The sequence below is a fragment of the Cupriavidus sp. UBA2010 genome (assembly GCF_002335265.1).
Taxonomy (GTDB): Bacteria; Pseudomonadota; Gammaproteobacteria; order Burkholderiales; family Burkholderiaceae; genus Cupriavidus; species Cupriavidus metallidurans.
Genome location: NZ_DDCI01000016.1, coordinates 59,542 through 73,901, shown reverse-complemented (window position 1 = coordinate 73,901; position 14,360 = coordinate 59,542). Strand labels below are relative to the sequence as shown.

Below are 14,360 nucleotides of genomic sequence, written 5' to 3'. Positions count from 1 at the left end.
CACCGGCGCCCGCTACTCACGGGCCTCCCGCCGCACCGCCTGCGGCGGCACGCCGAACCCCCGCAGGAATGCCTCGCGCATATGGCGCCGGTCTCGAAAGCCGGCTTCCCGCGCCACGACTTCCAGCGGGTGGCGACTCTGTTCGATCATGAGTCGCGCCGCTTCCAATCTCAGATTCTCGATCGCCTTGGCCGGCGACTGCCCGGTCTCCGCGGTGAATACGCGGCTGAACTGGCGTGGGCTCAGATGCACCGTCTCCGCCAGTTCCTCCACCGTCAGTGCCTGGCTCAGATTCTTGCGCGCGTAATCCAGCGCATTCTGGATACGGTCGGATTTCGGCGCCATATCCAGTAGCTCCGAGTGCTGCGACTGTCCGCCCGAGCGCCGCTGGTGCATCACCAGCTTGTGGGCGACCGACCGCGCGATATCCGCGCCCAGATCCTTCTCGACCATCGCAAGCGCCAGATCCAGGCCGGCCGTCATGCCCGCCGACGTCCAGATCGCGCCATCGACGATGTAGATGCGATCGTCCTCCACCTTGATGTCCGGATGGAGCCGTTGCATGTCGCGCGCGAAGGCCCAGTGCGTGGTCGCGCGTCGGCCATCGAGCAGACCGGCTTCCGCCAGGATGAACGCCCCCGTGCAGATCGACGCCGTCCGGCGCGCACGCGGCACCGCCTTGCTCACGAACGCCAGTACCGGTGCGGGTGTTGGCTGCGCGACTGGGTCGCCAACGCCGGCCAGCACCCAGGTATCCACCGCCACGCGCGTGCTTGCCGCGTGCGTCTCTACCGTCATCCCCAGCGAAGAGACTACCGGCCCACCGTCGATCGAGAAATTCCTGATGCGGTAAAAGGGCTCGCCGGCCACAAGATTCGCGTACTCGAAGACGCTCTGCGTCGCCAGCGCCATCACCTGAAAACCGTCCGTCAGCAGGAAGCCGATGTTGTGCATGATTGGCCTCGTTGGAGCCATGTCCTAAAACATGACCATAATCGTCATTTCTGCCATGGTCAAGCCGCTTTACGATGCAATGGATGGATTCGACGCATCCCGATTTTCGGATCCCCATCGCAACGACATCGCAAGGAGAACACCATGACGCAAACCCATCTCGGCACGGCCCTGATTACCGGCGCATCCTCGGGCATCGGCGCCATCTACGCGGACCGCCTGGCACGCCGCGGCTATGACCTGATCCTCGTCGCCCGCAATCGCGACAAGCTCGATGCCCTGGCGCGGCGCATCACTGACGAGACGCAGCGCGTGGTCGAAGTCTTCCCGGCCGATCTCAACGACCGCCAATCGCTCGCGCGGGTGGAGGAAAAGCTGCGGCAGGACGCCAGCATCACGCTGCTGGTCAACAACGCAGGCGTCGGCACGCACACGCCGCTGCTCGACAGCGATGTCGATGCCATGAACCGGATGATCGACCTCAACGTCACCGCGCTGACGCGCCTGACCTATGCCGCCGTGCCGGGATTCGTCGCGCGCGGCCGTGGCGCGATCATCAACATTTCGTCGATCGTCGGCATCGCGCCCGAAATCCTGAACGGGGTGTATGGCGGCAGCAAGGCGTTCGTGCTGGCATTCAGCCAGTCGCTGCATCACGAACTCGCGGCCAAGGGGCTGCGCGTGCAGGCGGTACTGCCGGGGGCGACCGCCACGGACTTCTGGGAAACCGGTGGCCTGCCGATCGAACATCTCGACAAGGCGATCGTCATGCCGGCCGAAGCGATGGTCGATGCAGCACTGGTAGGCTTCGACCGCGGCGAGCTGGTGACGATTCCACCGCTGCACGCGATCGAGCAATGGAATGCATATGAAGGCGCGCGCCAGGCGATGGCGGGCCAGCTATCGACCAACACTCCGGCGCCCCGGTACGCGACGGGACGCTGAGAGGCGGAAGGTAAAGGGTGGGAGGCCCGGGAATTACTGGGTCTCGCCCCGCTCCTTGGCATCTGCGCGGGCCAGCATCGCTTCGCCGAGCATCGTGCTGCCCTGCTCGGCCAGCGCCGTGCCGGCGCCACGGATGTCGCGCACTTCCTTGTTCTGGCTCAGCTTCAACTTGCCTTCCAGGCGCGTGATCTCAATTTCGATGCCGACAATCGCCTTGAGCATCGTGTCGACAAAATCCGACGGGGCGTCGGACATCTTCCACGGCCTGGGTTGCGTGGCTTCGTGCGTGCGAGTCAGATGGGCTACCACACCGCGCACGAAGCGCTCATCGTCGCGAATCGTGATGCGACCGTGCGCGTGCACGACCATGTAGTTCCACGTGGGCACCTGCTTATGGGCCTCGTGCTTGCTCGGATACCAGTTCGGCGAGATATACGCATCAGCGGCACGGAAAATCACCAGTACCTCATCACCGTTCGCCACGTCCTGCCAGACCGGGTTGGCGCGGGCAACGTGAGCCTTCAGCATCCCATTCGGCCCTTGCGAGGGCTCGAGATGGAAGGGAATGTGGTTCGCATCCAGACCGTTCCTGCCATGCGTGACCAGCGTGCCAAACGGATACGCGGTCATCAACGCATGGAGAGCCTCGGGGCGCGATTCTTCGAAATGGGCAGGGACGTACATGAGCGTGCGGGGCGTGGGTGTGTTGGGTTCGGAATGCAAGCATTGTCATCGGAAACTGGAGCCGAGTGTAGCCGCAGTTTGCGGTTATCGCCCACACGCTGATGGAGAACTGTAGGCTCAGCGGCATCGAACCCACCGAACCAGAGGGTGATCAAGCGGTTGCTTGATTTTCGGCTGGGGTCCCCGCCAGTTGTGCTACGCGGTCATAAGGGCCAACTGAGAGTGCTTGGACTGCACATCCAGCCCGAAGCTGCGTCCTATGCCTTGCCGCGCCGCGGCGACGCATCGGCTGGATATCCCAGCAGCCGGCGCAGTTGCAGCGCCGTATCCTCGGCTGCCGATATCGGGAGCAGCGGCACGCCAATGCCGTTGTGCCACTCGACCAGCGACGCATTGTGATCGTCCGCGAAGCGGTGAATCGCGCTCCGGAGTGTCTCCCGGCCAAAGCCGAGTTCCACCTGCAGTTCACCGTCGCTGACCACGAGGTGACCGGAATCGGGCAGGTTCAGCAGGAACGGGTCATAGACCAGCACCGACAGCATGTCGTTGCGACGGCGCAGTTCGAGCATCAGGTCGCGGGTCTGCGCATCGTTGCCGCTGAAGTCGCTGATGACGATGACCAGATAGTCGCGACGGGCCAGTTGCAGCGCGTGCTGCAGCGCCGCGTTCAACTGGCTGGCGCCCTGGCTGGCCGGGGCGTCCGCGCGCAGCGCCTGATTGTGGCGCGCCAGTTCGCCAAGCAGGTGGAGCACGCCGTGCTGGCTGCGCTGCGGCGCCAGCGCGGTCACCTCCTTGTCGCCAAAGACGACGCCGCCCACGCGGTCCCCCTCCACCACCATTCGCCACGTGGCCAGCGCCGCCACCTCCGCCGCCGCCACCGATTTCATCGCGCGGCGGCTGCCGAAGAACATGTTGATGCGCTGATCCACCACCACCAGCGCCGGGCGCTCCTTTTCCTCGGCATAGACCCGCACGTGCGGCTTGCCGGTTCGCGCCGTCACGCGCCAGTCCATCGTCCGAACGTCGTCCCCGGGCAGGTAGGGGCGCAATTCCTCGAAGGCCAGCCCACGGCCCCGCACACGTGACCCATGGCGCCCCGACAGCAGGCTGTGCACGGGCTGGCGCGACAGAAAATGGAAGTCCCGCGCAGCAGCTTCGAGCGCGGCCAGCGATGCGGTGTCGACATTGACACCGGGCGTGGCGCTGGACGGGAGCGTCTTGTGCTGGGGCGAGCGGCCGAGTGCGGCGGTATCGGGTTTCATAACGAAGCCGGATGGCCTCAGGCCACCGCGACGCGCTGCACCAGGCGGTCGATGACCGCGTTGGCGCTAACCCCCGCCGCGTGGGCGTCGTACGAGAGGATCAGCCGGTGCCGGAACACGTCGTGCACCACCGCCTGCACGTCCTCGGGAGTGACGTAGTCGCGCCCACGCAGCCAGGCGATCGCCCGCGCTACCTTGTCGAGACCGATCGAACCACGGGGGCTCACGCCCACCTCGATCCAGCGTTTCAGATCGTCGTCGAGACGCGCGGGATCGCGCGTGGCCTGCACAAGCGCGACGATATAGCGCTCCACCGGCTCGCTCACCTTGATCTCGTGAATTTGCCGGCGCGCATCGAACACCGTAGCCGGGGACATGCGGGTTTCGCTGCGACCGGCACCACCCTGATGGGTGTCCGGTTCTTCCTCGGCACGCGCCAGCCGGATGATCTCCGCTTCGGCATCGGCCGCGGGGTAGTCGACGTTCACGTGCATCAGAAAGCGGTCCATCTGCGCTTCGGGCAGCGGATAAGTACCTTCCTGCTCGATCGGGTTCTGCGTGGCCATGACCAGGAACAGCCGTTCCAGCGGGTGCGTATTGCCGCCCACGGTGACCTGCCGCTCCTCCATGGCTTCGAGCAGCGCTGATTGCACCTTGGCCGGGGAACGGTTGACTTCGTCCGCCAGAATCAGGTTCGCGAACAGCGGGCCGGGCTGGAAGCGAAACTCGCCCTTGCCGCCTTCGCTGTAATAGATGTCCGAGCCCGTGATGTCGGCGGGCAGCAGGTCTGGCGTGAACTGCACGCGCGACAGCCGCGCGTCGAGATGCTTTGCCAGACTCTTGATGGCACGGGTCTTGGCCAGCCCCGGCAGGCCTTCCACCAGCAGGTGCCCGTCGGCAAGCAGTCCAAGCAACAACCGCTCGATCATGCGTGCCTGGCCGACGATGGATTCGCCCATACGTGCCTGCAGCGCCAGAAAATCGTCGCGAGCGCTCATTGCGCGCCTCCCGTGAACCAGTTGTAGTACGGATTGCCCGGATCCTCGCGCATGACCTGCGTGATATCGCGCATCCATTGCTGGCGGTCGCCCCGGTATGCATCGAGCCCGGCGCGATAGAACAGATGCAGGTTGGCCCGCTCGCGCCGGATGGCGACTTGCAGCGCGTCGTCCGCGCCTTGCAATTGCGGTTCGGACGAGAGATTCAGCAACTCCTCCAGCACGGGCGGGAACGACTGCTTGCGCACCCAGCCCGAGTATTCGATGCGCGGACGATCGTCCGTAACGGCGGGCGCGTCGCTGGCAAACCAGTCGAGGCCGGTGCGGTCGGTCACGTAGGTAGCCAGCAAGGCGGCGGGCGATGCCACCCCGACGGACTGCAGCGCCGCGCTGACCCCGGCATCGGCGAAACGCGACTGGATACGCGCCACGTCAAGCGTGACCGGCTGCAACGATCCAACCAACAGCATCTCGTGCAGTTCGGTGGTCCAGAGCGTGGCGTGCGGGAACACATCGAGGAAGCTACGCACCAGCGAGCGAGTGTCCTCGGGATTTTGCGTCGGCAGGGGCAACCATTGCGCCACGATACCGCCCGTCTCCAGACGCTGCGCGGCGAGACGATAGAAATCACGCGAGTACAGGTTCACGACACCGCTGGCCGACGGCGGCGGCGGTTCCAGCGTGATCAGGTCGTAACGCTGGGTGCTTTGCAGCAGCTCGCGCCGGCCGTCGCGCAAGCGGATATCAACGCGCTTGTCGCCAGTCACGCCGTAGTTGCCCTGGAAGTTCGGCGCGGCACGCACCACGGCGGGCAGCAACTCGGCCACTACCCGATGCTCGAGCCCCGGATACTGCAGCAGCGCGCCAGCGGTAATGCCGGTCCCAAGGCCGATCACCAGGGTCGAGCGCGGTGCGCCGTTGTGGATCAGCAGGGGCAGCAGCGCCTGCAACCGCATATAGCGCAGCGACGTCATCGTATCGCCGGAATTCGAGACGCCCTGAATATAGAGCCGGCGGAACGGTTGACGGGCCTTGCCCTGCTCCACCACGGCCACCGTGGCGCCACGGCTTTCCTCGTAGAAAACAAGTTCACCGCCGCGCGTCTGCGCCAGCAATGCGGCAAGCCGATCGGCCGGCGTCACCACGGCCACAATCAAGGTCACCACGGCCAGCAACGGCACGGCCACCCGCGCGAAGCGGCGCACGCCGGTGCCGAATGCGGTAGCCAGCAGCGCCACAACGCCGCTCGCCACGGCCAGCACGCCGAGCGTATGGACCACGCCGATCCACGGCACCAGCACGAAGCCAGCCAGCACCGAGCCAGCAATACCGCCCAGCGTATTCACCGCAAGCACGGCGCCGAGCCCCGAACCGGGGCGCGATACATCGACGGAAAGTCGCACGACATACGGAAACGCCGCGCCAAGCAGCACCGTCGGCACGAACACAATACAAAACGCCGCCATGCCAAAGCTCGCGCACATGGCGGCAAGCTGGCTGCCGGTGGCACCGAGCACGCGCTGCGACACCACGGACTGGGCGACCGGGAGCCATTCACCCAGCCATGCGAACTCGACCAGACCCGCCAGCCCCGCGCCGACAACCAGCGCCGCGAACACGCCCCAAGGGTCCCTGGCCCGATCGACCTTGCGTGCCACCAGCGCACTACCAAGCATGAGGCCCGCCAGATACGTGGCAAGCATCACCGCGAACGCGAATGCGCGCGTGCTCAGGAACTGGACAATGGCTTGCGACCAGACCACCTCGTAGCCAAGCGCGATACCGCCGGCCAGGGCATAAAGCGTGAGCGCCAGTGCGCGCTGCCCAGTCCTTGGCGTTGCCTCGGCTTGCGCCTGTGGCACGGTCCGGGTGGTCGCTTCGGGAGCGCGGCGGACCATCCAGTACGCGCCGAGTGCGGCCAGCAGGTTCAGCGCGGCTGCCGCGCAGGCGCTACCCGTGACGCCGAACGCAGGAATCCACACAAACCCCGCGAGCAGCGTGCCCGCAATGGCACCGGCCGTGTTGGCCGCGTAGAACCGGCCGCCGTGGCCGCCGAGTTCGTGCTCGGCAGGCGTCACGGCCCGGAGCAGCGCCGGCAGCGTGCCGCCCATTGCGACCGCTGGCAGGCCGACCACCAGCACCGGAAGCGCCCACGCCACGGCCCCCGCGCGCAACTGCAGCCATGCGAACGGCGCCGCCGCATGAGCCAGCGCCAGCGTCGCGCCAATACCCAGCAGGGCGATGGCGACTTCGAGCCAGAGGTATAGCCGCCAGGCCGAGGTACTGCGATCGGCGTGACGGCCAACCAGCCAGCCGCCAAGCGCCAGGCCTGCGAAGAACGCGCTGACACCGGTGGTCACCGCCTGTACCTCGACGCCGACCACCAGCGAAAGTTGCTTGATCCACAGCACCTGATAAACCAGGCCTGCAGCGCCGGACAGGATCAGCAGCAACGCGGGCCATCGCCACGCGGTCGACCGCGGCAGGACAGCAGGCTCGGATGCTTGGGCTGGCCGCCGTTTCGCACGCATCCCCTGCCCCAGCTTACGGTCGGCTGCCGTCACGTTTCTTGCCGCGCTTGTTGCCTGTGAAGTCTGCCAATCGAGGGCTCCGCTATTGTTGGTGTTGGTGTTGTGGTTTGTACTGTTCCGTCCGCACTGGCAAGGCAACCCCAAGGGTCAACCGAGGGGGCAGCCTGAAGCGGCATTTCACGGCTTCGCGGCGGGATAGATCTGGGCCCAGTCCTTCTGCATGCTGATGACGGTCCAGCCACGCGTCGTCGCTTCGTCAAGCGCCTTGTCGAGCTTGCCGATCTTCGACTGGCGATCGTAGGCGAACTCGCGCTGGGCGTCGTCGTGGTGGACCAGCATGGCCAGGCGCGCGCCGGTGCCGGCCATCGTGTATTGCAGCATCTGCAGGTCGCCGTCGGAGTTGCCCACCGCCAGGATCGGCTGGCGGCCAATCTGGCGATAGATGCCGACCGGCTTGCCCGGGCCATCGTCGATGAAGTCGAGTTTCGGACCACGCATCAGCACCGGCTTGCCGTCGCGGACGTCATAGGTGATGGTCTGGGTCGAGCCAACCACCTGTTCGGGCGGAATCCCGTACACGCGCTCGGTCCAGGGACGCATGAACTCGATCGTGCCGCCGGACACGATATAGGTCTTGAAGCCGTTGGCCCGCAGGTACGACAGCAGTTCCAACTGCGGCTGGTAGACGAGGTCCGTGTAGCGTCGGTTGAACTTGGGATGCCGCGCCGTATCGATCCATGCGCGAATCGTGCGGTCATACTCGTCGACGGTCATGCCGCTGTTCGCCGCCGTGATCAGGGGCAACAACCGCTTTTCCTCGCGCATAAGCCCGGCCATGTCATTGGCCATCAGCGCCTTGAACGCCGGATTGTTCTTCCATTCCGGATGTGAAGGCGCTGCCGCCTTGACCTGATCGAGCAGGAAGAAGAACTGGAAATACAGCGGCTGTTCGCTCCACAGCGTGCCGTCGTTGTCGAACACGGCGATGCGTTCAGCCGGGGGCACGTAGGTCGGCGAGCCCTGCTGCGTCACGTCGGCCACGAACTTGATGATCGTCTTGCGCGTGGCGCCATCGCGCCAGGACGGCAGTGCCGCCTCGGCATTGACGGCGGTCTGCGCCGATTCCTGCGTGCCGCCAGACTGCGGCGCGCTGGATGCGCATCCACCCAGCGTGGTGGCGGTGGCGCCAATGACAAGGGCCGCGACCGCGGTATTGATCCAGCGTCGCAACCACGGTGCGCGGGCATGTTCCATCGGGTTCTCTCCGGTTCGGTGCGTCTCTTGTCTGTCTGCTTTGCGGCTTGCCGCTTCGATGCGCTATTTCTGCACGCTCTGCGGCCCGCCTGCGGCCATTGCCACGGATGGCTGCTTGCGAACTTCCGCCCAACGGGCGTCATCCATCACGAGCCGGAAGCCGAGGTGCGACATGCTGGTGTACGGGTCGGTACCGCGCCGCGCGCTCGGGCGGTAACTGAGGCAGAAGTCCTCGTTGCAGAGGAACGAGCCACCGCGCGTGACCCGCTTGGGCGCCGACACCGGCACGCCCGGTTCGGTCGGGTCCCACGAATCGGTCGGACCGGTCGGGTTCTGCAGCACTGCCGCCACCGTGGCTTCGCGGCGGAACTGGTCCGCGCGATACCAGTCGGCCACCCACTGCCAGGCGTTGCCGGTCATGTCATAGAGCCCGTAGCCATTGGCCGGAAACGTGCCGATGGCGCTGGTGCCAGCCGCGCCGCCCGCCTTGGCGCTGACCACCGGGAACGGCTGCACCTGCTGGCCCTGCCAGACATTGGCCATCTGCCGGCCATCCGGCGCGAACTTGTCGCCCCAGGCATAGGTGGCCTGCTCCAGGCCGCCACGGGCGGCAAACTCCCACTCGGCCTCGGTGGGCAGACGCTTGCCGGCCCACTTGGCATACGCCTGCGCGTCTTCATACGAGACCTGCACGACGGGATGGTTGTCCTTGCCTTCAATGGAGCTGCCCGGGCCGGTCGGGTGACGCCAGTCCGCGCCCGGTACGAAGCGCCACCAGCGCCAGTATTCGCGCAGCGGCACCGGGCTGTTGGTGCCGACGAAGACCATCCCGCCCGCGACCATCGCGCTGTCAGGCGGGCGTGGCGTGCCGGCCGGAAGCTGAACCCTCAGCGTCTCCCAGTCCGGCTTGCGCTCCGCCGTGGTCAGGTAGCCAGTGGCCTCGACGAACTTGCGGAATTCGGCATTGGTGACGTGGTGCTGATCCATCCAAAAGGCCTTGACCTGCACCTTGTGCGCCGGGCGCTCGTTGGCCTGGGACATCTTGTGGTCGCTACCCATCAGGAATTCGCCACCCGGGATATGCACCATGCCGGCCGGGCCGTTGACGCCATCGCCCGCACGAATCGACGCGGGGTCCGCGCCCTGCCCATTGTGCCGGCTATACCAGACCGTGCCGGCGGCGCCTGCCCCGGCCATCCCTACGACCAGCGCGCCCAGCCACATCCGCCGCCGCCACGATGACGGCGCCGCGCTTGCGGCCACCGCCCTTGCCTGCTGTTTACGTGCCATCAGTGTCCCTTGCCCGGTGCAATCCGGAACACGGGCAGTATGCGCATCCTGGCTCGGCGAAGGAATGCAATATTTTATTGACTGATCTGAATGATTTTTTACGAGATTCTTAATGGCGCCCAGACCACTCATGGGTTAAGCGGTGGCAGCGGGCCACGCAGCTCGCGCCAGGCGGCCTTCCAGGCCTTCAATTGTGCGTGCCACCAGACCGGCAACCGCCTGCGCAGCCCGAACGCCGCCAGGGCAATCACTGCCAGTCCCACCAATCCGGCGAAGACCCTGCCGTCGAGCCAGGCCGGCCACCAGTCCTCCGCACCGAACGCGTCGCCGGTCGGCGCAAGGCCCAGGCCCGGCCCAGCTCGGCCCACCTCCACGGTAATGGCCGGGGCCACCGACTCGGAAGGCTTGCCACTGGCGGGGTCATACCATTTCACGGTCACCGCCGGCAGCGTGTGACTGCCGCTGGACTCGAACACATAGGTCACGCGCTCCACGCGCCGCCCGCCCGGGGTCTCGCCGGCACCGGCCGCGCCATCGGATAGCTGCGGATCCGCCTTGAACAGCTTCACCCCACCTGGCGCCTCGAACACGGGCGGCTGGATCATCATGGCCGGCGCATTGGGCGCGACGATCGTAATCGTCCGTACTACGGCATCCCCTGCGCGCAAGTGGGCATCCTTGCCCGTGACCGGGCGATCGAACTGTTGCGTGATCTGGAGCGGTCCGGCCGGAAGCGTGCCGACAATTGCCTGCACGCCGGATGCCGCGCCCGGCGCACCGCTGCCGCCCTGCCCGCCGGCATGAATCACCGTGCGCGGCAACGTGACGCTGCCGGAGTGCGGCTTGCCGTCACCACCCGCGTACGTAAACGGGATCTCCGGCTGCGGCAGCGTGAAATCGCCGGCGCTTTGCGGAGTCAGTACATAGGTCTTGGTGATCGCCGCATAGCTGACGCCGCCCACCGTCTCGGTCGAGTTGACGGCGCGATCGTCCGGCATCGTGATCACAGCGCCAGCCACCTGCAGTGGCGGGAACACCGGCGCCGACATGAAGAAGTTCGGTGCCAGGATCGTCACCGAGATCTGGACGGACTGTCCAACCACGGCGGGACGCTGGGCACCGTTGCCGCCAACGTCGACGCGAACGATCGGCGCCGGCTCGGCCGCATGGGCCAGTGCAGCCATGCAGAACGTGATCAGGGCAAGCAGCCGCGCGATCATGGCTTCCCCTGCTGGCGCTGCAGCGCAAACTTGCGCGCCAGCAATTCCGTCGGAGACGTCTGGATCGCGCGCATCCACATCTCCGCGTTCTGCTGCGCGAGGCCCTGCTGCATCTTGTCACCACCGGGAGGGGGCGGTGGCGCCGAGGCGTCGTACTGGATCTGATCCGGCTTGACGTCTGGCGCCTCCTCATCGTGCTTCTCGTTCTGCTTCTGGCGCTCGATCAACTCCTGCATCAGCGCCAGGTTGCGCTGCGCTGGCGCCCAGCCGGGCCGCTGCTGCAGTACCAGCCGGTACTGCGGGATGGCGTCCTGATACTTGCCCTGCTTCGCCAGCGCGTTACCCAGATTGAAATGCCCGTCCGGACTGCTGATGTGCTCGAACTCGCGCGCGGCCTCGGCAAATTTGCCTGCGCGGTACCACGACACGCCGCGCCACATCGGATCGTCGAATTGCGTCGCGGCCTCCGCGAACTTGCCCTGTTCGAATGCCCTCCGCCCCTGCTGGTCGTGCGTGAGCCAAAGATCGGCCATGCGCCATGCTCGCGGGGCGGCGGTGGATTGCGCCCGCAGATCGGCCTGCGGCGCAGCCAGCACCATGGCCGCGCCGATGCCGACGATCCAGCGGATCGTCCAGCCCTTGCGGAACCAGAGCAGCGCCAGCAGCGCGATCGGAATCGTCAGGGGCCAGCCCACGTCGTGCCAGCGCACCGTGTCGGGCGACGCGGCCTGTTCCACGTGCTGCCGCACATGGCGCTGCACCCACGCCACGTCGGCATCGCCATCGGGGGTCAGCGTCGCAACGTCGATGTCCGCTGCGCGCAGCGCGTGAAGCGTGGCTGAGTCCAGCCCCGGCGCAGTGCCGTCACGACCGCGCAGCGGGCCACCATCCACCGTCCCGATGGCCAGCACCACCACCTGCGTCCGCGCCGAGCGGGCGTAGGCATGAAGCGGCTCGACTGCCGCGGGCTCCACGCCATCGGTCAGCAACAGGATCGTTCCGGGAACGGTCTCCTTCTTCAGCGCTGCGTCGATGGTCCGCACGGCCAGCACGGTGTCCTTGCCTGGCACCGGCATGATGCGGGTCTGCAGCGCATCCGCGAACGTCTGCAGCAGCGTCGGGTCATCGGTCAGCGGCAGCACCAGATGGGTCGAGCCAGCATACGCATAGAGCGCCGTGCGCCCCCCATCGCGTCGGGCCAGCAATGCCTTGATCTTGAGTTTGGCCCGCTCGAGCCGGGTCGGGGTCACGTCGATGGCGTCCATCGTCGGCGACAGGTCGACGGCAATGACCAGCGGTGCCTTGTCTGACGGAAACGGCGGCCGTTCACGCTCCCAGGTCGGCCCCGCCAGCGCGACGGCGCCCAACGCCAGCAGCAAGGCCGACAGATGCACCGGGCGCAGCGCGCGCTTGCGGGTCTCTCCAACCACCAGCGCATTGAGCAGGTGGGGCGCGATGACAGCCCGCCAGCGTCGACGAATATCGCCACGGCGTCGCACGGCCCAGGGCAGCCAGATCGCCGCCAGCAGCACCAGCAGCCACCAGGGCCTCAGAAAATGGAACTCGGCCAGGGCCTCGACGTACGCGCTCATGCGGTCGATTCCAACGCAGCCGCCCGCGCCAGCCAGCGCGCGTAGAGCGCCATCGCCAACTGGTAGAACAGCATCAGCAACACGGCGGCGCCAAGCGGCCACATGAACAACTCGCGGCGCGGCTGCCATGTCAGTGTCTTCTCCCTGTGCGGCGTGACGCGGTCCAGCGTGGCGTAGATAGAGGCCAGGCTGGTTTGGTCAGCGCCAAAGAAGTACCGGCCTCCGGTGGTGCTGGCAATGTGCTTCAGCGCGTCCAGATCGACCTTCTGCTCGCCGGTCGTGGCCGGGTCCCCGATGCCGACGGTATGGACCACCACGCCGCGCGTCTTCGCGATGTCGGCCGCCTGAGCCGGCGGCATCCGGCTGGCGGTGTCATTGCCGTCGGTCAGCAGAATCATCACCTTCTCCTGCGCGTGACTCTGGTCGAACATCTTGATACCGAGGCCGATGGCGTCACCGAGCGACGTGCTAGCCCCGGCCATGCCGGGCACCATGTCGGTCAGCAGTTCACGCACCAGTGCGTGGTCGAGCGTGAAAGGGGCCAGCGGATACGGGGCATCGCCAAAAACGATCAGCCCGATGCGATCACCGGTCCTGCGCGCCACGAAATCGGCCACCACCTGCCGCACGGCATCGACGCGCGGCTCCAGGGCGCCCGACGGGGTCTTGAAGTCGCGCGTGTCCATCGACTGCGACAGGTCGAGCGCCAGCAGCAGATCGCGCACGGGCTGGGTCCGTTGCAGCGGCGGCTCCAGGTACTGCGGACGGGCCAGCGCGACGACTACCAGGCCCCATGCAATCGGCCCCAACAGCAACTGGACAACATTGCGCCGCGGCACGTGCGCCCCGAGCGCAGGCTTCAGGCCAGCGGCACTGGCCACCTCCCCGAAAAACGGCAGGCGCACCGACGCGCTTTCCTCGCGATATGGCGGCAGCCACCACCAGAGCAGCAACGGCAGCGGCAGGAGCGCGAACAGCCAGGGATACTCAAATGTGATCATCGTGCCCATCGTGCCCATCGTGCCCATCGTGCCGATAGCCGGCGATCCAGACCCGGCACGCGCCAAGGGTTGCCCGAAGCTGCGCCTCGGGCCACTGGGCCAGGGTTGCCGCGCCACGATACTCGGCATCGTCAATCAGCGCCGCGAGAGCCGGAACCGCATCGCCCGCGCCACCTGCATGGGTGCGCAGAAAATCGCCCCACGCCGGGCCCGACAGGGCCGCCACGGAGTGCCGGGGCCATTGGGCCAGTGCCAGCCGCTTGAGCAGTTCGGCCAGCGACAAGAGCAGCGTGGCCCGTTCGGCGCTATCCGCCGTCTGCTGCAAGGCAGTCAATTCCCTGAGCGCCGCCCGGCGGAAACGATTGGCGTACCAGCGTCGCACGGCCGTCCAGGCCAGCCAGAGCACCCCGGCAAACAGCACGACGCCAACCACGAGCCAGCCTACCGTCTGCGGCATCCACGACGGCGGCGTTGGCGTGACGATATCGATCAGTTCGTTCACGGCCCCACCCGTGTCATGCGAATGCTCCCTCTCGTGCGGATCGCCCGGAATTCGGGCAGGTTACGCTGAGTCGGGGGCTGACCGAAGTAAGATTTTTCGAGCGCCGGGCTAAAGGAAATCGACGAAG

General features: G+C 66.6%; 12 protein-coding genes. 1 reads left to right on the top strand and 11 read right to left on the bottom strand.

Annotated elements, in window-relative coordinates; all coding sequences use genetic code 11:
- Positions 1–12 precede the first annotated feature (12 nt).
- A complete protein-coding gene (locus tag B2246_RS12510) occupies positions 13–954 on the bottom strand; it encodes a GlxA family transcriptional regulator (protein WP_035883570.1) in 942 nt (313 codons plus the stop codon).
- A gap of 144 nt (positions 955–1,098) precedes the next feature.
- Here B2246_RS12510 and B2246_RS12505 point away from each other — a divergent pair, with 144 nt between their 5' ends.
- Complete coding sequence (locus B2246_RS12505; RefSeq protein ID WP_286881422.1) at positions 1,099–1,899, top strand: SDR family NAD(P)-dependent oxidoreductase; 801 nt, start codon at positions 1,099–1,101, stop codon at positions 1,897–1,899.
- Positions 1,900–1,932: 33 nt separating this feature from the next.
- On the opposite strand, the gene B2246_RS12500 is transcribed toward B2246_RS12505, so the two are convergent.
- From B2246_RS12500 to B2246_RS12455, 10 genes are all read right to left on the bottom strand, one after another.
- Positions 1,933–2,583, bottom strand: a complete 651-nt coding sequence (locus B2246_RS12500; protein WP_035883568.1) for an FMN-binding negative transcriptional regulator — start codon at positions 2,581–2,583, stop codon at positions 1,933–1,935.
- A 257-nt stretch (positions 2,584–2,840) separates the two neighbouring features.
- Positions 2,841–3,845 (bottom strand): DUF58 domain-containing protein, encoded by a 1,005-nt coding sequence (locus tag B2246_RS12495; RefSeq protein WP_286881424.1) that lies wholly within the window; start codon positions 3,843–3,845, stop codon positions 2,841–2,843.
- 17 nt (positions 3,846–3,862) lie between these two features.
- Positions 3,863–4,843 (bottom strand): AAA family ATPase, encoded by a 981-nt coding sequence (locus tag B2246_RS12490; protein WP_017513186.1) that lies wholly within the window; start codon positions 4,841–4,843, stop codon positions 3,863–3,865.
- Entirely contained in the window at positions 4,840–7,374 is a 2,535-nt protein-coding gene (locus B2246_RS12485; protein WP_286881471.1) for a fused MFS/spermidine synthase, read from the bottom strand. Before B2246_RS12485 ends, B2246_RS12490 begins: the two co-directional genes overlap by 4 nt.
- Positions 7,375–7,551: 177 nt before the next feature.
- Positions 7,552–8,628 (bottom strand): HAD family hydrolase, encoded by a 1,077-nt coding sequence (locus tag B2246_RS12480; protein WP_286881427.1) that lies wholly within the window; start codon positions 8,626–8,628, stop codon positions 7,552–7,554.
- A gap of 63 nt (positions 8,629–8,691) precedes the next feature.
- Positions 8,692–9,918 (bottom strand): formylglycine-generating enzyme family protein, encoded by a 1,227-nt coding sequence (locus tag B2246_RS12475; RefSeq protein WP_051705451.1) that lies wholly within the window; start codon positions 9,916–9,918, stop codon positions 8,692–8,694.
- 128 nt (positions 9,919–10,046) lie between these two features.
- A complete protein-coding gene (locus B2246_RS12470) occupies positions 10,047–11,138 on the bottom strand; it encodes a BatD family protein (RefSeq protein ID WP_286881429.1) in 1,092 nt (363 codons plus the stop codon).
- The gene (locus B2246_RS12465) at positions 11,135–12,730 is read right to left on the bottom strand and encodes a VWA domain-containing protein (protein ID WP_286881430.1); all 1,596 of its coding nucleotides are present in this window, start codon (positions 12,728–12,730) and stop codon (positions 11,135–11,137) included. Before B2246_RS12465 ends, B2246_RS12470 begins: the two co-directional genes overlap by 4 nt.
- Positions 12,727–13,731 carry a vWA domain-containing protein gene (locus B2246_RS12460; RefSeq protein ID WP_286881432.1) on the bottom strand — a complete coding sequence of 335 codons (1,005 nt, stop codon included), beginning with the start codon at positions 13,729–13,731 and terminating at the stop codon, positions 12,727–12,729. The genes B2246_RS12465 and B2246_RS12460 overlap by 4 nt, the downstream gene beginning before the upstream one ends.
- The gene (locus B2246_RS12455; protein ID WP_286881434.1) at positions 13,718–14,233 is read right to left on the bottom strand and encodes a DUF4381 domain-containing protein; all 516 of its coding nucleotides are present in this window, start codon (positions 14,231–14,233) and stop codon (positions 13,718–13,720) included. Before B2246_RS12455 ends, B2246_RS12460 begins: the two co-directional genes overlap by 14 nt.
- Positions 14,234–14,360 lie beyond the last annotated feature (127 nt).

Coding starts and splice junctions, on each gene's coding strand:
- B2246_RS12510 (WP_035883570.1), bottom strand. CDS start 954: ATGCACAACATCGGCTTCCTGCTGACGGACGGTTTTCAGGTGATGGCG.
- B2246_RS12505 (WP_286881422.1), top strand. CDS start 1,099: ATGACGCAAACCCATCTCGGCACGGCCCTGATTACCGGCGCATCCTCG.
- B2246_RS12500 (WP_035883568.1), bottom strand. CDS start 2,583: ATGTACGTCCCTGCCCATTTCGAAGAATCGCGCCCCGAGGCTCTCCAT.
- B2246_RS12495 (WP_286881424.1), bottom strand. CDS start 3,845: ATGAAACCCGATACCGCCGCACTCGGCCGCTCGCCCCAGCACAAGACG.
- B2246_RS12490 (WP_017513186.1), bottom strand. CDS start 4,843: ATGAGCGCTCGCGACGATTTTCTGGCGCTGCAGGCACGTATGGGCGAA.
- B2246_RS12485 (WP_286881471.1), bottom strand. CDS start 7,374: ATGCGTGCGAAACGGCGGCCAGCCCAAGCATCCGAGCCTGCTGTCCTG.
- B2246_RS12480 (WP_286881427.1), bottom strand. CDS start 8,628: ATGGAACATGCCCGCGCACCGTGGTTGCGACGCTGGATCAATACCGCG.
- B2246_RS12475 (WP_051705451.1), bottom strand. CDS start 9,918: ATGGCACGTAAACAGCAGGCAAGGGCGGTGGCCGCAAGCGCGGCGCCG.
- B2246_RS12470 (WP_286881429.1), bottom strand. CDS start 11,138: ATGATCGCGCGGCTGCTTGCCCTGATCACGTTCTGCATGGCTGCACTG.
- B2246_RS12465 (WP_286881430.1), bottom strand. CDS start 12,730: ATGAGCGCGTACGTCGAGGCCCTGGCCGAGTTCCATTTTCTGAGGCCC.
- B2246_RS12460 (WP_286881432.1), bottom strand. CDS start 13,731: ATGATCACATTTGAGTATCCCTGGCTGTTCGCGCTCCTGCCGCTGCCG.